Source organism: Nocardiopsis sp. iso_237 (genome assembly GCF_056173345.1).
Genome location: NZ_CM149669.1, coordinates 5,616,384 through 5,634,668, shown reverse-complemented (window position 1 = coordinate 5,634,668; position 18,285 = coordinate 5,616,384). Strand labels below are relative to the sequence as shown.

19 protein-coding genes are annotated in these 18,285 nt (G+C 70.1%); 12 read left to right on the top strand and 7 right to left on the bottom strand.

From position 1 onward, the window contains the following. Positions 1-3 precede the first annotated feature (3 nt). Positions 4-642 (top strand): response regulator, encoded by a 639-nt coding sequence (locus tag AC0VYM_RS25280; protein WP_378738389.1) that lies wholly within the window; start codon positions 4-6, stop codon positions 640-642. 99 nt (positions 643-741) lie between these two features. Here the strand turns inward: AC0VYM_RS25280 and AC0VYM_RS25275 are convergent, their stop codons facing one another. Beyond that, positions 742-1,896: a PAS domain-containing protein gene (locus AC0VYM_RS25275; protein WP_475456218.1), complete on the bottom strand. Its 1,155-nt coding sequence runs from the start codon at positions 1,894-1,896 to the stop codon at positions 742-744. Positions 1,897-2,027: 131 nt separating this feature from the next. Here AC0VYM_RS25275 and AC0VYM_RS25270 point away from each other — a divergent pair, with 131 nt between their 5' ends. Together AC0VYM_RS25270 and AC0VYM_RS25265 are read left to right on the top strand one after the other, a co-directional pair. Continuing rightward, a complete protein-coding gene (locus AC0VYM_RS25270) occupies positions 2,028-2,798 on the top strand; it encodes an ANTAR domain-containing protein (RefSeq protein WP_475456216.1) in 771 nt (256 codons plus the stop codon). A 163-nt stretch (positions 2,799-2,961) separates the two neighbouring features. Continuing rightward, positions 2,962-3,309: an STAS domain-containing protein gene (locus AC0VYM_RS25265; protein ID WP_475456214.1), complete on the top strand. Its 348-nt coding sequence runs from the start codon at positions 2,962-2,964 to the stop codon at positions 3,307-3,309. Here AC0VYM_RS25265 and AC0VYM_RS25260 read toward each other — a convergent pair. Beyond that, a complete protein-coding gene (locus AC0VYM_RS25260) occupies positions 3,299-4,276 on the bottom strand; it encodes an anti-sigma factor RsbA family regulatory protein (protein WP_475456212.1) in 978 nt (325 codons plus the stop codon). The two genes, AC0VYM_RS25265 and AC0VYM_RS25260, sit on opposite strands and share 11 nt — an antisense overlap. Positions 4,277-4,293: 17 nt before the next feature. Beyond that, entirely contained in the window at positions 4,294-5,568 is a 1,275-nt protein-coding gene (locus AC0VYM_RS25255) for a glycosyltransferase (protein ID WP_475456210.1), read from the bottom strand. 847 nt (positions 5,569-6,415) lie between these two features. Between AC0VYM_RS25255 and AC0VYM_RS25250 the strand changes: the two genes are divergently transcribed. Then, positions 6,416-7,177: a PP2C family protein-serine/threonine phosphatase gene (locus AC0VYM_RS25250; RefSeq protein WP_475456208.1), complete on the top strand. Its 762-nt coding sequence runs from the start codon at positions 6,416-6,418 to the stop codon at positions 7,175-7,177. A gap of 63 nt (positions 7,178-7,240) precedes the next feature. Here the strand turns inward: AC0VYM_RS25250 and AC0VYM_RS25245 are convergent, their stop codons facing one another. From AC0VYM_RS25245 to AC0VYM_RS25235, 3 genes are all read right to left on the bottom strand, one after another. Next, complete coding sequence (locus tag AC0VYM_RS25245; RefSeq protein WP_475456206.1) at positions 7,241-7,858, bottom strand: copper resistance CopC family protein; 618 nt, start codon at positions 7,856-7,858, stop codon at positions 7,241-7,243. Between the two features lie 110 nt (positions 7,859-7,968). Further along, positions 7,969-8,538: a copper resistance protein gene (locus tag AC0VYM_RS25240; protein ID WP_475456204.1), complete on the bottom strand. Its 570-nt coding sequence runs from the start codon at positions 8,536-8,538 to the stop codon at positions 7,969-7,971. Positions 8,539-8,680: 142 nt separating this feature from the next. Beyond that, positions 8,681-8,944 (bottom strand): WhiB family transcriptional regulator, encoded by a 264-nt coding sequence (locus AC0VYM_RS25235; RefSeq protein ID WP_475456202.1) that lies wholly within the window; start codon positions 8,942-8,944, stop codon positions 8,681-8,683. A gap of 791 nt (positions 8,945-9,735) precedes the next feature. Between AC0VYM_RS25235 and ectA the strand changes: the two genes are divergently transcribed. From ectA to AC0VYM_RS25195, 8 genes are all read left to right on the top strand, one after another. Further along, entirely contained in the window at positions 9,736-10,242 is a 507-nt protein-coding gene (gene ectA, locus AC0VYM_RS25230; protein ID WP_475463237.1) for a diaminobutyrate acetyltransferase, read from the top strand. Between the two features lie 91 nt (positions 10,243-10,333). Beyond that, positions 10,334-11,602: a diaminobutyrate--2-oxoglutarate transaminase gene (ectB, locus tag AC0VYM_RS25225; RefSeq protein WP_475456200.1), complete on the top strand. Its 1,269-nt coding sequence runs from the start codon at positions 10,334-10,336 to the stop codon at positions 11,600-11,602. 148 nt (positions 11,603-11,750) lie between these two features. Next, positions 11,751-12,152, top strand: coding sequence for an ectoine synthase (locus AC0VYM_RS25220; protein ID WP_026129663.1), 402 nt, complete (start codon positions 11,751-11,753; stop codon positions 12,150-12,152). Positions 12,153-12,612: 460 nt separating this feature from the next. Continuing rightward, entirely contained in the window at positions 12,613-13,482 is an 870-nt protein-coding gene (gene ehuB, locus AC0VYM_RS25215; protein ID WP_475463236.1) for an ectoine/hydroxyectoine ABC transporter substrate-binding protein EhuB, read from the top strand. 6 nt (positions 13,483-13,488) lie between these two features. Continuing rightward, positions 13,489-14,217, top strand: a complete 729-nt coding sequence (gene ehuC / locus AC0VYM_RS25210; protein WP_475456198.1) for an ectoine/hydroxyectoine ABC transporter permease subunit EhuC — start codon at positions 13,489-13,491, stop codon at positions 14,215-14,217. Positions 14,218-14,225: 8 nt separating this feature from the next. Further along, positions 14,226-14,879 carry an ectoine/hydroxyectoine ABC transporter permease subunit EhuD gene (ehuD, locus tag AC0VYM_RS25205; RefSeq protein ID WP_475463231.1) on the top strand — a complete coding sequence of 218 codons (654 nt, stop codon included), beginning with the start codon at positions 14,226-14,228 and terminating at the stop codon, positions 14,877-14,879. Further along, positions 14,866-15,702 (top strand): ectoine/hydroxyectoine ABC transporter ATP-binding protein EhuA, encoded by an 837-nt coding sequence (gene ehuA / locus AC0VYM_RS25200; protein ID WP_475456196.1) that lies wholly within the window; start codon positions 14,866-14,868, stop codon positions 15,700-15,702. The genes ehuD and ehuA overlap by 14 nt, the downstream gene beginning before the upstream one ends. 296 nt (positions 15,703-15,998) lie before the next feature. After that, positions 15,999-17,510 carry an AbgT family transporter gene (locus AC0VYM_RS25195; protein ID WP_475456194.1) on the top strand — a complete coding sequence of 504 codons (1,512 nt, stop codon included), beginning with the start codon at positions 15,999-16,001 and terminating at the stop codon, positions 17,508-17,510. A 68-nt stretch (positions 17,511-17,578) separates the two neighbouring features. On the opposite strand, the gene AC0VYM_RS25190 is transcribed toward AC0VYM_RS25195, so the two are convergent. After that, positions 17,579-18,277, bottom strand: a complete 699-nt coding sequence (locus AC0VYM_RS25190) for a class I SAM-dependent methyltransferase (RefSeq protein ID WP_475456192.1) — start codon at positions 18,275-18,277, stop codon at positions 17,579-17,581. Positions 18,278-18,285: the final 8 nt, after the last annotated feature.

The window sequence follows — 18,285 nt, the reverse complement described above, 5'->3', positions numbered from 1 at the left end:
GCAGTGACTCAGAAGGCCAACATCCTTCTCGTCGACGACCGCGACGAGAACCTCATCGCGTTGGAGGCGGCCCTCACGTCCCTCGACCAGAACCTGGTCCGGGCCAACTCCGGTGAGGAGGCGCTGAAGCACCTTCTGGGCACCGACTTCGCGGTCATCCTGCTCGACGTGATCATGCCGGGCATGGACGGCTACGAGACCGCCGCGCACATCAAGCAGCGCGAGAAGACCAAGGACGTGCCGATCATCTTCCTGACCGCCCAAGAGGTCGATCGGCACCAGGTCTTCCGCGGCTACTCGTCACGCGCGGTGGACTTCCTGATCAAGCCGTTCGACCCGTGGGTGCTGCGCTCCAAGGTCGAGGTGTTCGTGGAGCTGCACCAGCTCAAGGCACAGATGCGCGAGCAGGCGAGGTCGCTCCAGCGGGTCCTCAACCAGGAGACCGGCGAACCCGGCCGGGTCCTGGCCGAACAGCTCGCCCAGCGCTCCCGCCAGGTCCAGACCGACCTCGCCGCCCTGCGCGAGCACATCGTCGACAACTACCAGGAGGTCGACCAGCCGCTGGTGGACGCCGTCCGCAGGGTCGACCGGTCCGCGTCACGGTTGTCCACCCTGGTGGACACGCTGCACGGGCCCGAGTAGCTGTACTCCTTCGCATCTCCGCTTCAGTTCGACGCGAGTTCGGTTGTACCTCTTTGGGCCGAAGCGGAGCGGAGACGCAAAGAAAACACGGCAACACCCCTAACGGGGCGGCAGGGCCAGGCCGATGTGCTCACCGATCTCCTCGATGAGCCCGAGGTCGGCCAGCCGGAAGCTGCCCCGGTTGCTGCGTCGGATCAGCGTGAGCGCCCCCCGTACGCCCCGGCTGCCCCTCAGGGGCACGGACAGCAGCGATCCCGCGCCGAGGACCGACAGGAGGGGCGCGCCGCTCTCCGAGTGGCCCAGGACCGTCTCGTCCTCGATCAGGGGGAACAGCAGGGACTGGCCCCGGCCCAGCACCTCGCCGGGGATGTCCGAGTCGCCCGGGGTGAGCCCCGCGACCTCCTCGCGCTGACCCTCGGGGGCGTCGGCGGGGCCGACCACCGCGGCGCGGCGGGCCGCCCTGGGACCCTCGGGCAGGTCGCAGACGTCGATGATCACCCAGTCGGCGTACGAGTCGGCCAGGAGGTCGGCGGCGTCGGTCAGGGCCAGGTCCCGGGTCGGGGTGGTGCCGCGCAGCAGGAGCCGGGTCATCCGGGTGAGCACGTCCAGCCGCCGTGCGGCCAGCACCACCACCTGGTCCTCGACCTCGGACTCCAGCGGGGCGGGCCCCTCCTCCTCGGAACCGCTCATGGGCGGGGACATCGCCACCAGCACCAGCGGCTGTGCCTCGGTGGGCAGCTCCAGACGCGTGAGGGTCAGGTGCACGTCCTCCGCCCAGCCGCGCTGGGCCAGCCGCGACTCCAGGTGTGCCGGGCCGTCCCCGCGCAGGACGGCGGCCAGCCAGGACTGCATGGCGGCCCGCTTGCGCAGGTCCACGAAGTGCGTGAAGGGCTTGCCGGTGAGGTAGCCGGGCGCGCTGCCCAGCTGCGTGGCCCCGGCGCCGTTGATCCTGCGGACGTAGCCGTCGTGGTCGAGGAGCACCACGGGCACGCTGAGCTCGTTGAAGACCGCGCGCAACAGGGCGCGGTCGCCCTCGTCGGCGGGTCTGCGGGGTTCGGGGGCCTCGCTGTGCGTCCGGGCCAGTTCCGACCCGGCCGTTCCCAGCAGGCGTTCGGCGTACTCCAGCTCGGCCAGGGCGGCCTCGGCGGTGCCCCGGGCGTCGTCCGGGTACATGGCGTGCGTGGTGCGCAGGGCGCTGATGCGCTCACTCAGAGCGGCGATCTCGCGTTGCAGTTGTGCGAGGTTCTCCGGCACGCACGGTCTCCCGGTCATCATCGAGGGCGTCCCGCCGGCGACGGGTCTGACACCCGGCCGGTCCGGTCGAGGGTCCCCCGAAGGTTACCTTTGGAGCGGGGAGCCGGGAATCGTCTGAGGAGGTTCGGACTGTGTGGATCGAACACCTCGCCCGTGACATCGGTGCGTTGGGGCAGGAGGAGCACACCACCCTCGAACGCGCCCTGGACCAGATGAGCAGGGCCGCATCCCTCGGGGTCCCCGGCTGTTCGGCCGCGCTGGTGGTGGTCTGGCGCGAGGTGGTGGGCCGGGACGGCTCCATCCGCCACGTGGTCACCGACTACGGCGCCTCGCACTCCGACCTCGCGGAGGCCCTGGAACACCAGTACACGACCGACCAGGGCCCCACCGTGGAGGCCGTCCGGGAGATGTCGCAGGTCCGCGTCGGGGACGTGCTGCGCGAACACCGCTGGCCCCGGTACACGAGCATGGCGGTCCAGTGCGGCGACCGCTCCTCCGTCACCCAGCCCAGCAAACTGGCCGGGGACGACGGTGACGAGGACCGCATCCTCACGTTCGGCGTGCACTCCGGGCGCCCCGACGCCTTCGACGAGGAGGTCGTCACCCAGCTCACCGCGCTGCTGGCCGAGCACGCGGCGATGGCCCTGAACACCGCCGACCGCCGCGCGGACGCGGCCCGCGAGTCCGCCCACATGCGCCGTGCGATGTCCGCTCGCACCGTGATCGACCAGGCCAAGGGCATCATCATGCACGCCCGGGGCTGCGACGCGGACACCGCCTTCGCGGCACTGCGGGAGGTCGCGCAGCGTAACCGGAAGAAGGTCGTGGACGTGGCCCGGGAGCTCGTCGCGGAGAACACCGGGCCGCAGCGGTCGCGCCGTCCGAGGCCAGACGGGCGCTGAGACGGCGGGTTCGCCTACGTGTCGAGGTCACTCCGAGTCCAGAGCGTGACAGTGAGCCGTCATGATGAAGGTTCGGGGCCGTCGCGGTACGCGGTGGCGGTCGGTCCGCCCGGGGGAGCGTCGAGCTCCTCACGGTGCACGCGAACGACAAGGAGAACCGAGCGTGACGTCAGACATCTCGATCCGCCGCGAGGATGGCGTCGTCGTCGTGACACCCGTGGGAGAGATGGACGCGGTCACCTCGCCCGCCCTCGCGGAGGCTCTGGACGAGGTGCTGTCCGCACCCCTGCCCGTCGGGGTGGTGGTGGACCTGGCCAAGGTGGGCTTCTGCGACTCCCGCTGCATCGGGGTGCTGGTCTCGGCCTTCCGTCAGGCCCGTGACCTCGGGCTCGGACTCGTCGTCACCGAACCCCAGCCGCAGGTGAACCGCCTGTTCGTGATAGCGGGCATCGACCAGGTCATCCCGATCGACGCGAGCACGGACAACGCCGTGGACACGCTCAAGGGGTGACCCCGGCACTCCGGCCGCACCCCGTGCGGCCCGAGTCCGCGCGCGCCGGATCCACGAAGTGGAGCCGGGTCAGCGACCCCTCGCCGCTGCCGCAGATCTCCAGGAAGTCACAGGTCTGCCGGGTGATCCACAGCCCGTAGCCGCGCGACCGGAGCGTGTCGGCCGGGCGGTATCCGGCGAGCGGATCGCTGAGGTCGCCGTGTTCGTCGAACACGTCGCACACCCACCGGTCCGGCGCCCGCCACAGGTGGACGCTGCCCTTGCCCGCGCCGTGTTCGAGCACGTTCGCCGCGAGCTCGTTCACCGCCACGACCATGCTGTCCACCCGGCCCCGGGGCAGGCCGACCGCGTTCGCGAGCGACCCGATCTCCTCGCGCAGCCGGGGCAGCGACTGCCCGATCTCCAGACGGTGCACCGGCCCCCGCACGGGGAGCGGCTCCGGCGCGAGCGGCCGCTGTCCGAAGGCCTCCGTGCCCAGGTACGCGGGGTTGGGTCGGGGCCCCGCCTCCCCCACGAGCGTCGGGTGGGTGGCCCGGACCGCGGCGCGCACCCCCGGACCCAGGGGGCGCTCGTCGTGCACGCACAGCATCCTCATGCGCATCGGCGCCAACGCGGTGCTCAGCACCGACTCCAGCCGGTGCCACTCGCGCAGCTCCATCGCGGGGCCATGGGCGAGCGGCGCCAGCGGCGGCTCGGCCACCACGCTCACCGGTCCCGGCCCGTGGAGGAGGGCCAGCCGGTGCAGGGCGGCCAGAGTGCGCCCAGGGGCCTCGTAGAGGTCGTCCCTTCCGATGACGTCCACCCTGCCGCGCTCGTGCCGGTCCAGCCCGTTCAGGAGCGGGGCGGGGTCGGCGACGGAGAGCACGACGTGGGCGTCGGCGCGGACGGAGGACCGCAGCCGCTCCAACGCCACGTCGTGGAACCGTCTCTCATGGCGGAAGAGGAGTCCCTGGTGTTCGAACGTCATCGGTGTGGGCGGACCGTTCAGTTGGGGGAACCGGACAGGAGGAGGTCCGCCTCATCTTCCTCGATCTCGTCGCGCGCGGCCAGCTGCGGACGGGAACGTTCGTAGGCGAGCTCGGTCTCGATGGCGATGCGCTGCCACGTGAACCGGGAACGGGCGCGGTCCACGGCGGCGATCCCGTAGGCGGTGCTCATCGTGGGCGTGTTCAGCACGGCGCGCACTGAGCGGGCGACCTCGTCGGGACGGCCGAAGCGCATCAGGACCCCGCTGGTGCGGTGCAGGACCGCGCCGGGGACCGCGCCGGTGGCGGTGGCCACCACGGGCAGCCCGCAGGCCATGGCCTCCAGGACCGCGCCGCCGTAGGGGTCGTAGGACGCGGCCGACACGAACACGTCGGCCGAGCGGAGCAGGCGCGGCAGCTCCTTGCGCTCCACCGGGCCGGTCAGGTGCACGCGGTCGTCCACGCCGAGCTCCTTGGCGAGCAGCTCGATCCCCCGGGCGTTCTCGTCCAGGGCCACCTCCTGGTCCTCGGCCGTGGAGACGAGCACCAGCTCGGCCTCGGGCAGGCGGACCATCGACTCCACCAGACGCCGGGCGCCCCCCGCCTCGGTCAGGGAGGTGACGGAGACCAGCCGGGCGCGCTCCTCGCGGCGGGAGTGCCACGGCTCGGCCGAGGCGCTGCCCTCCACGCTGAAGTGGTCGGGGTCCACGCCGAACGGCACGACGCTCACGTGGTGGCGGGGCACGCGCAGGCGGGCCAGCTCCCCCTGCTGGTCGGTGGAGTTGACCAGGACGTGGTCGGCGCGTGCGGCGAGGATCGTCTCCATGCGGGCGCGGTCGGGCCGGTGGGGCAGACCGGATCGCTGCTCGCTGGCGTTGAGCGAGTGGAAGGTCTGGACGATCGGGGTGCCGCTCTGGTCCTTCTCGCTGTGCGCCTGGGCGTGCAGGGCGGCCAGTCCGCTGGTCCAGCCGATGGCGTGCAGGACGTCGGGGACGTCCTCGTCCAGGACGGCGGCGAGCGCGGTGCCGAAGGCCCCGGTGTGCTCGGCGTGCTCGTCCTCGGAGAGCGGGCGGGCGGGCCCCGCGTCGAGGTAGGCGACCGAGACGCCGCGCGCCATGCGGGTGCGGCCGTCGGGCTGGTCGGGGTCACTCCGGCGGACGTAGACGGTCACCCGGTGCCCGCGCTTGGCGAGCTGGCGGGACAGGGCACACACGTGCAGGCTCGCGGGGCAGGCCGGTTCGCCCCGGTGAGCGGGAAGGGGATTGGCGTGTTCGGCGACCATGGCGATCTTCACTGGGCTTGGACTCCTTGGACACCGCCGTGGTGTCCGTCGTGGATGGGCCCGGTGGGACTCCGGAGCGGGGAGTCGGAATCCTCCCGGGCGGGACTTGCGCGGGTGGTCCGTCGTCGGCGGCCGCGGTGGCGCCGGTGCCGCCCGGGTACGGGGGCGGCGGGACCGGGGGATCGTGGCGGACGGTTCAGTGGAACGCGCGTCCGGGATCGGGGCCCGGTGGAGGGGGATGGCGGGCGGCACGGAGCGCCGCGCGTGCGCGGCGCGCACGGACGGTGGAGACCGGAGAGGAGAGAGGAAGGGAAGGACGCATGAGACCACACCAAACGACCGTCGAAAGGGAGTTCGAGCCACCGGGGAGCCTGAGGAGGTCAGGGCACCGCCCGGGGCGGTCGTGTGTGTCTGCGTCTTAGACACCCAACGGGACCATTCTGCCAGACCCTCAGGGAACCGACAACGTGGCACCGATCCCCTCCGGGGTGCCGGGGGAGTGTCCGGACCCGGCCCGGGAGTCGTCGGACCGGACCCGTGCAGGGCCTCTGGTCTGCGGGTTGACCGAACCTGGCGGTGGGCCCTGTCGGGAGGTCCCCGGCACCGCTACTGTCAGACCCGAACCGAACGACGGCACCACACACGTCCCAGGATCAACCGCCACAACACTTTTGGCGGCGAAAACCGGTGCGGGAACTGCATATCCGGGTGTTTTCCGCCATGATGTACGCGGATTTTGACCGACTCCGGCGGTGGCTCGGTACGGTTACAGAATCCAGACGATGTACGGGACTCGACCAAGGCCCGGCGCCAGACGCCGGGCAACCGGCCACGGCCGATGAAACGGGAGGAAGGGCGTATGGGTGTCGCTGGTGGGGAAGTCATTGTCACGGCCCTCACGCACCGGGGCGCTATCCGCCCCGCCAACGAGGACTCCGTGGTCATGGGTGCTCTCACCGTCGCCAGCGCGAACATGACCTCCCCGGTCCGCTGCGTGCTGCCGGTGAGTGAACCGGTCATCCTCGCTGTCGCGGACGGGATCGGCGGCCAGGCCGCCGGAGAGATCGCCTCCGAGCACGCGGTGCACCGCATGGCCGAGATGGGGCCGCGCCTCAGCGGCCCGGAGGAGATCGCCCAGCTCCTCACCAACATCGACGAGGAGATCAAGGACCACGCGCTCCAGCACACCGAGTTCTCCGGCATGGGGACCACGGTCGCGGGTGTCCTGCTCAACAGCGACGGCAACTTCTGGTTCAACGTGGGTGACTCCCGCACCTACCGTCTGGAGGGCCGCCACCTGCGCCAGCTCTCCGAGGACGACTCCCCGGCCCTTCCTCCCTCCGAGGACGGCCGCCCCGTCACCACCAACTTCATCACCCAGTCCCTGGGCGGCAGCTCCGGCGGGTCGATGGTCCCCCACGTGGGACGGGACGACGCCGCCGACCCCAGCGCCTGGCTCATGTGCAGCGACGGCCTGTCGGATCTGGTGCTGCCGGAGGAGATGGAGCGGATGATCGCGGAGGCCGGGAGCGACGAGGCCGCCGTCCACGCCCTGTGGCAGGCCGCCATGGAGGCCGGAGGCAAGGACAACATCAGCATCCTGCTGGCCCGGAGACGGTGACGGTCCGTTGACCGGGGAAGGGGCCCGCACGCCGAAGCGTGCGGGCCCCTTCGTCGTTCCGCGCTACTTCCGGGATCCCTCACCGGAGCCGGGGCGGTTGCGCGAGCGCACCACCACGAGCACGACCGCGCCGATGGCGGCGACGGCCACGACCACACCGGCCAGGACCATCAGCGGGGAGGTCCCGCCCTCTTCGGCGGCGGTGTCCTCGGCGGCGGCGGGGGTCTCGCTGGCGGCCTCCTCAGGGGCCTCCTCCTCGGCGGCCGGCTCCTCCTCGGTCTCCTCCGGGGCGGCGGCCGCGACGGCCTCCTCGGACAGCGAGAAGCTCAGGGTGTCCTGGATGGGGTGACCGTCCGAGGAGACCACCCGGAACGAGAGGCCGTACTCGCCCGCCTCGGTGGGCGTCGCGAGGGCGACGGACACGTCGGTGCCGTCGAAGGTCAGCTCGCCCTCCTGGATCTCCGTGCCCTCGGGGCTGGTCACGACGATCGCGCTGCCGCTGCCACCCGCCATCGGGGAGTTGTTGAAGGTGAGGGTGACCTCCTCGGGGGCGGTGTCGAGGGCGGCGCCGTCCTCCGGGTCGGAGGCGATCAGCACGTCGTGGGCGAAGGCGGGGGCGGGGGCCAGCAGCAGTGCGGCGGCGAAGGGGGCGACCAGGGCCGCGGTACGGATTCTTCTCATGATCTTCTCTCAGGCCGTTCGGGTGCGGTTCGCGCCCGGCGGGCACGGGTCGGGGACCGGTGCTCGTCCGGGGCTTTCTGGGGGACCGCCTCGACCGCCGGAACCGGGGGTTACGGGAGGGCCGGGCGGAACGCGGGCGAACCGGGGGGCCCGCGGGGACCGTGCGTCGACGGCTCTGGGGAAGGGGGCGCCGGGGAAGGGGGCGCGACGGGCGCGGCCCCGGACTCCACGGGCGCCAGGTCGGGCAGGCGTGGCGGTCGCGGGAGGGCCCGGGCGACGGCGGTCGCCAGGAACCAGAGCGCGGACTCGCCGTGGGCCAGCAGCGCGGAGGCGAGCAGGGCCGCCCACAGGTGGGCGAACAGCATGCCCGGCGCGAGGCCGAGGACGGCGGATCCGTGCCCGGCGTGGTCGATCGGGACGACCCCGGGGCCGGACAGCTGGAGGATCAGGTGCAGGGCGACCTGTGCGAGGGCCATCACGGCGAAGATGTCGCCGAAGCCCCGCATGATCCTGGTGAACCGCCACAGGAGGCCGAACAGGAACGCCGTGGCCAGAAGGAAGCCCCAGGCCCCGGCGGGGGTGTCGGCCCCGATGTTGTGGCCGACCCAGGCCAGCCCGGTGCACGCACCGGCGAGGAGCGCCGTGCGTGTGAGTCGGAGCGTGCCGTGAGCGGGTCGCACGATAGTGAACCTAGGCCGTGCCACAGGGGCCCGCAAGACCTCCGGACGTGAGAACGCGCTCCAACGTCTCGGAGTGGGGGCCTCGGTGACAGACGTGAGCCGCCGGACGCGAGTGTTCGCGTCCGGCGGCTCCGCCTTCGTCCTAACCCGCCGGGACCAGCTCGCGGCGCATGTAGCGACGCTGCTCCGGGGTGGTGCCACCCCAGACTCCGTGGGCCTCTCCGGCGCGCAGGGCCCACCGCAGGCATTCCGGGCGAACAGTACAGCTGCGGCAGACGGCCAGGGCGCGCTCCGTGTCGGTGCGGCCGATCCCGGTGCTGCTCACCGGGAAGAAGATCTCGGGGTCGTACGAGCGGCAGTTCCCCTGCTCGACCCAGTCCTCGCTGTCGTGGTACAGGCGGTTCACGGACGCCTCCGATCCCTGGTCAGTGGTCCTCGCCGTGTTCCCACGGCGGGGGCGACGAAGTTCGAGTCCGCACTGCCGTCCCGGGGGTGCCGGACCCGCATGGGCTGCGGCGAAGCGGTGCGACTAATTGTAGTACTACATGAGGTCGTACTACACAGAGTCTGATGGAAAGTCAGGGATTCATCAAGGTCGTCCGACGGTGGCGCCGGTCTCCGCGCGTCCGGGCGCACCGGGCGCGAGGGGCGCTTCCGGCCCGCCCCGAGGGGCGGATTCCCCGGCTCGCGAGCCGAGGAAATTCCTGCGTACAGGTGGTTCCAGCGGGCGGCGCGCGTAACGTGTGACGTGCGAGGCGACCCTGCCCGGGCGATATGTCGCGAGCTTTCCACCGAATTGATGTGACTTAACGCACGCTTAATATTCGCCGTGGAGGCTCTATGTTTGACCCTGACGGTTGCCGACCACCCGCCCGCGAGTCACCTCCCACCTCGCGCGACGCAGGTCCGCCCCAGGGGCCGAACCCCCTGATAGACAGGGCGTGGACGGGGAGGACGGCCGCTACCCAGCGTCACCTGGGAGCCCCGTCCAATGCGGAATCAAGCTGCTAAATAAACAAGCCCTACCCATTGGTAATCCTCCCAAACATCTGCGCGGAATCTCGCTGAAACTCCTTTGACCTTCTTTCGCTAAGTTCGATCGACGTGCCACATCAACGAACGAACCTCCAAGCACGCGACCGAATCGAAGGTGGGGCTGTGAGCTCCGAGACCACGGAGGCCGCGGGCCGTGAGGACGTGCGCCTCTCGCACCCCTCCCCGGAGGACGGGCCGCACATGTGGCGGTTGGCCGGCGACACGGGGATGGACGTCAACTCCCCGTACGCCTACACGCTCTGGTGCCGGGACTTCGCCACGACCAGCGTCGTGGCACGGGACGCCGACGGCCGGATGGCGGCCTACGTCACCGGCTACGTCCGTCCCGACAGCCCGGACACGTACTTCCTCTGGCAGGTGGCCGTCGGCTCCGAGTACCGGGGCCAGCGGCTGGCCCGCCGGATGCTCGACTTCATCGGCGAGCGCCTCGTCGACCAGGGCCTGCGCTACCTCGAAGCGACCGTCACCCCCGACAACGAGGCCTCCCGGGCCCTCTTCTCCTCGTTCGCGCGGAGCCTGGGCGCCGAGGCCGCGTGGAGCCCGCTCTTCGGCGCGGAGCACTTCCCCAAGGACGGAGAAGGGCCCCACGACCCCGAGGACCTCGTGCGCATCGGGCCCATCGGCGCGCACTCCGACACCGACGACTGACCGTCCGCTCCGGATCGAACGCGATCCCCACCCGCCCCTCGTCTCAGCCCTGAGCCCACGAAGTTGGGGAAAGGAACCAAGGAACATCACGATGGAGACCTTCCAGCGCCTCGAGTCCGAAGTCCGCGGATACTGCCGGAACTGGCCTGTCGTCTTCGACAAGGCGGTCGGCAGCCACGTCCACGACGAGAACGGCCGCCCGTACCTGGACTTCTTCGCCGGGGCCGGATCGCTCAACTACGGGCACAACAACCCCGAGCTGAAGACCTCGCTCATCGAGTACCTGACCGACGACAAGATCGTCCACAGCCTCGACGCGTACAGCGTGGCCAAACGCGAGTTCCTGAAGACCTTCGACGACGTCATCCTCAAACCCCGGAACCTGGACTACAAGGTCCAGTTCCCCGGCCCCGCGGGAAACAACGCGGTCGAGGCCGCGCTCAAGCTGGCCCGCAAGTACACCGGCCGCCAGACCATCATCAACTTCACCAACGGCTTCCACGGCATGACCCTGGGCGCCCTGGCCGTCACCGGCAACTCCATGAAGCGCGGCGGCGCCGGTGTGCCGCTCGACCACGTGGCCACCATGCCGTTCGACAACTACCTCGACGGGCAGACCCCGGACTTCCTGTGGCTGCGCTCCCTCCTGGAGGACAGCGGCAGCGGTCTGGACGCCCCGGCGGCCGTGATCGTCGAGGCGGTCCAGGGTGAGGGCGGCATCAACGTCGCCAGCGCCGAGTGGCTGCGCGGCCTCTCCGACCTCTGCCAGGAGTACGGGATCCTGATGATCCTGGACGACATCCAGATGGGCTGCGGCCGCACCGGCAAGTTCTTCAGCTTCGAAGAGGCCGGCATCACCCCGGACATCGTCACCCTGTCCAAGTCCATCAGCGGCTACGGCCTGCCGATGGCGCTCACGCTGTTCAAGCGCGAGCTGGACGTCTGGGAGCCGGGCGAGCACAACGGCACCTTCCGCGGCTTCAACCCGGCCATGGTCACCGGTACCGAGGCGCTGCGCCGCTTCTGGTCCGACGACACCTTCGCCCAGGCCACCCTGGCCAAGGGCCAGCTGGTCGAGGGTCGCCTCGCGGAGATGGCGGCCGAGCACGCCGACTTCGGCGCCCACGTGCGCGGCCGCGGCCTGGCCCGCGGTCTGGCCTTCGACGCCGAGGGCGGCATCGCCAAGAAGGTCGCCGCCGGGTGCTTCGACCGCGGCCTGCTCCTGGAGACCTCCGGTCCCGAGGACGAGGTCGCCAAGCTCCTCCCGCCGCTCACCACGACGGAGGAGGAGCTCACCACCGGTCTGGACATCATGGCCGACGCCGTCCGCGAGGCGGTCAAGGTTCCCCAGACCGCCTAGACGCGACACGCCGGTGCCGTTTCGGACCGGCGTGCCCACCGAATCGGGCGCGGGGCCGGCCAGTACCTCTACCCGGGGTGCCGGTCGGCCCCGTACCGTGTACCACCAGCGCATACACAGCGCGCATCAGAGCGTGAAGGAGACACAAGTGATCGTTCGCAGCATGGACGAGGTCAACGACACCGACGCTGACATCAAGACCGAGAACTGGCGCAGCCGTCGGATCGTCCTGGCCAAGGAGAAGGTCGGCTTCTCCTTCCACGAGACCGTCCTGTACGCGGGCACCGAGTCGACGTTCTGGTACGCCAACCACATCGAGCTCGTGCACTGCATCGAGGGCGAGGCCGAGCTGACCAACGAGGAGACCGGGGAGAAGCACATCATCACCCCGGGCACCCTCTACCTGCTCAACGGCCACGAGAAGCACACGGTCCGCCCGAAGACCGACTTCCGCGTGCTGTGCGTCTTCAACCCCCCGGTCACCGGCCGTGAGGTCCACGACGAGAACGGCGTCTACCCGCTGGTCGTCGAGGAGGACGTCAACGCCTAGTTCCACAGGGCGCGTCGAGCCGACGCGGGGCGGGGTCCGGAGGTCCGGGCCCCGCCTTCGTGTTACCGGGGGTAGGAATCCCTCGGTAACGGGCATAAGAACCCATAGTCACGAACCACAGGTGGCCAGCTCGGAGGGAGCTTGTCGTCGGGTCACCCGACGAACAGAGACTCATAACCAGTGCATAACGGACCAAACGGGTTCAGTTACTGCACCTCGGGCTCGGGGAGGGAGACCCCGTACCAGCGCCGTCGTCCCGAGCACCCGGGCAACGGTCACGACCGCGGCCACCGCGCCGCGGAACGCGCCCACACGAGGCGAACCAGCATTCCGAACGCGTGAGGCCTCGCCCCGTCCTTCGGGCGAAGGCTCCGCACCCGCGAGTTTTCGAGGAGCAGTCGTGAAGAATCAGGTACCAGCGCGTCGGCGGGGAACCTGGGGACGTCGAGACGCCTTCCGCCTGGCCGGAGCAGGTGCGGCGGTCGCGGGCCTCGCGGCGTGCAGTCGGGTCGACTCCGGGGCCGGCGGCCAGAACGCGGAGGGCCAGAGCACCCTGGAACGCCTGCGCGAGCAGGGGTTCGTGGCGGTCGCCCTCGCCAACGAGGTGCCCTTCGGCTTCGTCGACTCCAGCGGCAACCCCGCCGGGCAGTCGCCCGCGGTGGCCAAGGCGGTCTTCGAGGAGCTGGGCGTCCCCGAGATCCAGGCGTCGGCCACCTCCTGGGACGGACTGATCCCCGGCCTCCAGGCCAACCGCTACGACGTCATCGCGGCCGGTGTGTTCATCACGCCCGAGCGCTGCCAGGAGGTCGCGTTCAGCGAGCCCACCGCGACGTCCCCCGAGGCGTTCCTGGTGGAGAAGGACAACCCGAACAAGATCCAGCACTTCGAGGACTTCGTCGAGAACCCGGACCTCAAGCTGGCCGTGCTCAACGGGTCGGTCGAGCAGACCTACGCCGAGTACTTCGAGGTTCCCTCGGGGCAGCTCGAACTCATCCCGGACCAGACCCGCGGCTTCGAACTGCTGGAGAGCGGCCGCGTCGACGCCGTGTCCATGCTCGCGGTGTCCCACTCGTACCTGCTCATCGAGCGCGACCTGGAGGACCAGTACACCGTGTCCGACCCCTTCTACCCCGTCATGGACGGTAACGAGGAGAAGGGCTGGGGCGGACTGTGCGTCCGTCCCGAGGACGAGGAGCTCCTCTCGGAGATCAACCGCGTCGTCGCCGAGTTCACTGAGAGCGGTCGCCTGCTCGAACTCGGTGAGGAGTGGGGGTTCACCGAGGACGACCTGCCCGACGGGACCACCACCGCCGCGCTCTGTGAGGGCTGATTCCGCGTGGAGTTCCTGATCGCACAGTGGCCGCGCTTCCTCGACGGGACGCTGCTCACGATCCAGCTCACGCTCGGCGGCATCGTCCTGGCGTTCGTCCTGGCGATGACCTTCGGGATCATGGGCACGATGCGGCACTGGCTGCCGCGGGCCGTCGCCACGGTGTACGTGGAGGTGTTCCGGGGCATCGCGGCGCTGGTCGTCATGTACTGGCTGATCTACGCCCTGCCCCTGGTGAGCGGCTTCCAGCTGGAGGACATGTTCGCCGCGATCCTCGCGCTGGGCCTCAACCTCGGCGCCTACGGGGCCGAGGTGGTGCGCTCCTCGATCAACGCCGTGCCCAGGGCGCAGGTCGAGGCGACCGTCGCCCTGAACATGTCCTGGGCGCAGCGCATGCGCCTGGTGGTCCTGCCGCAGGCGTGGGCGCAGATGCTGCCGACCTTCGGCAACCTGGTCGTGGAGCTGATGAAGGCCACGGCCGTGGTCTACCTGGTGTCGATGCACGACCTGTCCTGGATCGCCGACGACCTGCGCCGCCTCACCGGTGAGACGATCCCGGTCTTCCTGGTGGCCTTCGCGCTCTACTACCTGATCGCGCAGGTCCTCATCTTCGGCGTGCGGCTCCTCGAACGACGGGCCAACCGCAAGCTGGGCCGCGTCCCGCCGTCCGGCGGAGGGATCATCGGGCTCCTGCGACCCCCGACAGTCGGTACGAAGGTGGGGGTGGCCAAGTGAACGGCCTCATGGAGTTCGTGAACGGCCTGTGGGACTTCCAGTACACCGGCCAGGTCCTGCCCGACCTGTTCAGCGGCCTGCTGGTCACCATCCAGGCGACGGTGATCGGCTACGCCATCGCCCTGACCCTCGGCCTGCTCATCGCGGTGGTCCGGCGGGTGCCGGTCTTCGGCACCCTCCTGCACTTCCTGATGGAGTTCATCCGGACGACGCCGCTGGTGATCCAGCTGGTGTTCGTCTTCGCGCTGTCCCCCGCCAACATCTCGGTGTTCACCATCGGCGTCGTCGTCATCGGCGTCCACTACGCGGCCTACACCGCCGAGGTGTACCGCTCCGGCATCGAGGGCGTGGCGAAGGGGCAGTGGGAGGCGTCCCGGGCGCTGAGCCTGCCGACCTCGCGGACCTGGACAGCGATCGTGCTGCCCCAGGCCATCCGCAGGGTCATCCCCGCGCTGGGCAACTACCTCATCGCGATGTTCAAGGACACGCCCCTGCTCTTCGCGATCGGAGTCGTCGAGCTGTTGGCCGTGGCCCAGCAGGTCGGCAGCAAGGACTTCCGCTACGTGGAGACGTTCACCATGGTCGGGTTCCTCTTCCTCCTGGTGAGTGTCCCGTCCGCGATTGTGATTCGACGACTGGAGAAGCGATATGTCGCCGTCTGATACCCCTGAGAACACGACGGCGCCAGGTGTCGGAGACAGCGCCGCCGACGGACCGCTGATCGAGTTCGACCAGGTGGTGAAGCGCTTCGGCGACCTCACCGTCCTGGACCACCTCGACTTCGGTGTGGCCGCCGGAGAGCGTGTCACCCTGATCGGGCCCAGCGGCTCGGGCAAGACCACCATCCTGCGTCTGCTCATGACGCTGGAGAAGGTCACCGAGGGCCGCATCAACATCGGCGGGGAGCCGTTCAGCCACATGCCCAAGGGCAGCGGCCTGGCCCCGGCCAGCGAGAGCTACCTGCGGCAGCGCCGCAAGAGCATCGGCATGGTGTTCCAGCAGTTCAACCTGTTCCCCAACATGACGGTTCGCAAGAACATCATGGAGGCGCCGGTCCACGTCCTCGGCCTGTCCAAGGACGAGGCCAGTGCCCGGGCGGAGGAACTGCTGGACCTGGTGGGCCTGGGCGACAAGATCGACGCCCACCCGACCCAGCTGTCCGGCGGCCAGCAGCAGCGCGTGGCGATCGCCCGCGCCCTGGCGATGCGCCCGGAGATCCTCCTGCTGGACGAGGTCACCTCCGCCCTGGACCCGGAGCTGGTGGCGGGCGTGCTGGACGTGCTGCGCGAGGTGGCCGAGACCACCGACATCACGATGCTGTGCGTCACCCACGAGATGGGCTTCGCGCGGGACGTGTCCCACCGGGTCCTCATGTTCGACCAGGGCCGGATCGCCGAGGAGGGGCACCCGGACCAGATCTTCGGGGACCCCCAGGAGGAGCGGACCAAGACCTTCCTGAAGTCGGTCCTGGAGAACGGGCACTAGCCCCCTCCAGGGAAGCCCGCGAGAGCGGGGCGGGCACCGCCCGCCCCGCCTCTGACGTGGGAAGGTGTCCGCGAAGGCCGGGAGTCATGGGATGGTCACACCATTGCCGTGACCATGATTCACTGTCGGTTGCACCACAAGTGCACCTCCAGGACACCTGACCGTACCCAGGCCGCTTGCCGGGTTCCCTCGCGCGTATCCCGCCGAGCCCGTTCCCGTGAGACTCCAGGCCTCTGGCCTTCTTAGGAAGACCGTTGACCACAACGCAGAACGGGGCCAAGCCCCCCACACGCAGGATGCGACTGACTCTCGGCGTCCTCTCCGCCATCGAACGCGTCGGCAACAAGCTGCCGCACCCGTTCTGGCTCTTCGTCATCATGGCCGGCCTGGTGATCCTGACCAGCGCCGCGCTCAGCGCGCTGGACGTCTCGGTCGTCTCACCGGCCGACGGCTCCACCATCGCGGTCCGCAGCCTGCTGAGCCCCGAGGGCCTGCACTTCATCGTCGGTGACGCCGTCGCCAACTTCGCGGCCTTCCCGCCGCTGCCGCTGATCGTGTCGGTCATGATCGGCGTCTCGGTGGCCGAGCAGAGCGGCCTGATCACGGCGGCGCTTCGCGGCAGCGTCACCCGGGTGCCGAAGAAGCTGCTGACCTTCGCCGTGGTGCTCACCGGCATCTGCGCCAGCGTCGCCTCCGACGCGGCCTACGTGGTCTTCATCCCGCTGGCCGCCATGGTCTTCAAGGCCGTCGGGCGCAGCCCCGTCCTCGGCCTCATCGTCGGCTTCGGCTCGGTCAGCGCCGGATACAACGCCGCGCTGACCGTCACCCTCACCGACGCGCTGATGTCGGGCATCAGCACCAGCGCCGCCCAGATCATCGACCCCGACTACGTGGTCAACCCGCTGTCGAACTTCTTCTTCACGTTCGTCTCCGCCCTCTTCCTCGCGGTCGTCATCACCCTGCTCACCGAGCTGGTGCTGGTGAAGCTGACCGACAAGGTCCAGGAGGACGGCGACGGCGGAGCGGGCGACCTGGGCTCCATGCTCCTCACGGACGAGGAGCGCAGGGGCCTGCGCTTCGCCGGGATCGCGCTCGTGCTCTACCTCGGCGCCCTGGCCGCGATCGTGCTCCCGCCGGCGTCGCCGCTGCGCGGTGAGGACGGCGGTCTCCTGAGCTCACCCATGCTGACCGGCGTGGCCGTGGTCCTCGCCGTCGGGTTCCTCATCGTCGGCATGGTCTACGGACGCGTCGTCGGATCCCTGCCCACCACGGCCTCGGTGCCGCCCGCGATGGCCGTCGGCGTCCGGGAGCTGGCCCCCGTCCTGGTGCTGTTCTTCGCGGCGGCCCAGTTCATCGCGTACTTCTCCTGGTCGGGGATGGCCGACGTGATCGCCGTCTCCGGCGCGGACATGCTCGACTCCCTGAGCGTGCACCCGGTGCTGTTCTTCGTCGGGTTCCTGCTGCTGGCGACCGTTCTGAACGTCTTCATCACCAGTGGTTCGGCCCAGTGGGCCCTCATCGCCCCGGTGTTCATCCCGATGTTCATGCTCATGGGGGTCAGCCCCGAGACCACCCAGGCGCTCTACCGGATCGCCGACTCGGCCACCAACATCATCAGCCCGATGAGCGCCTACTTCATCCTGGTGCTGGGCCTGCTCCAGAAGTACCGCAAGGACGCGGGCGTCGGCACGATGATCTCGCTGACCATGCCGATCAGCGTCACGGTCTTCGTGAGCTGGTCGCTGTTCTTCTTCCTCTGGTGGGGCCTGGGCATCCCCCTGGGGCCGGGCTCGTCCTACACCTACTAGGCGGTGGTCGGTGATCGACGGGGGGCGGGGTCCGGGCGGGCCCCGCCCCCGCGTGTGTCCGGGCGGGCCTACTCGGCGACGAGGACGAAGAAGAGGAACCCGAGGAACCGGGTGTGTCCGTGGCGGAACTCGGGCAGCAGGTGGGCGGGGGTGTCCTCCGCGACGGGCGGTTCGTCGATGTCCGCGACGCGGAACCCGGACCGGGTGAAGTCCTTCACCATCGCGTGCAGCGGGCGGTGCCAGACGTTCAGGACGGCCCGGACTCCCCGGAACTCCTCCTCCACCAGCCAGGGGGCGACCGTGAAGTAGTCGGTGTCCGGCCTGATGAGCACGTGGGCCGCCGGATGGTCCACGGAGACGAGGAGACGGCCCCCGGGCCGCAGGACCCGGCGCAGCTCCCGGAGCGGCCCCTCCCACTCCCTGAGGTAGTGCAGCGACAGGGACGAGACGACGTCGTCGAACGCGCCGTCGGAGTACGGGAGCGGTTCCGCGAGGTCGAGCACGCGTAGGTCGGTGTCGTCCCCGAGGCGCTTCCTGGCCAGTCCGATCATCTCCGCGCTGGAGTCGAACCCGGCCACCACGGCGCCCCGGTTCCGGAGTTCCAGTGCGAGGGGGCCGGAACCGCAGCCCGCGTCCAGGACGCGGCGGCCCTCGACCTCACCCGCCAGGTTCAGCATGGCGGGGCGTTCGTAGTGGGCGTTCATGAGACTGGAGTCGTTGTCGGCCGAGTACGCCTCGGCGAAGGCGTCGTAGTCGCTGTGGGTCACGGGGGGCT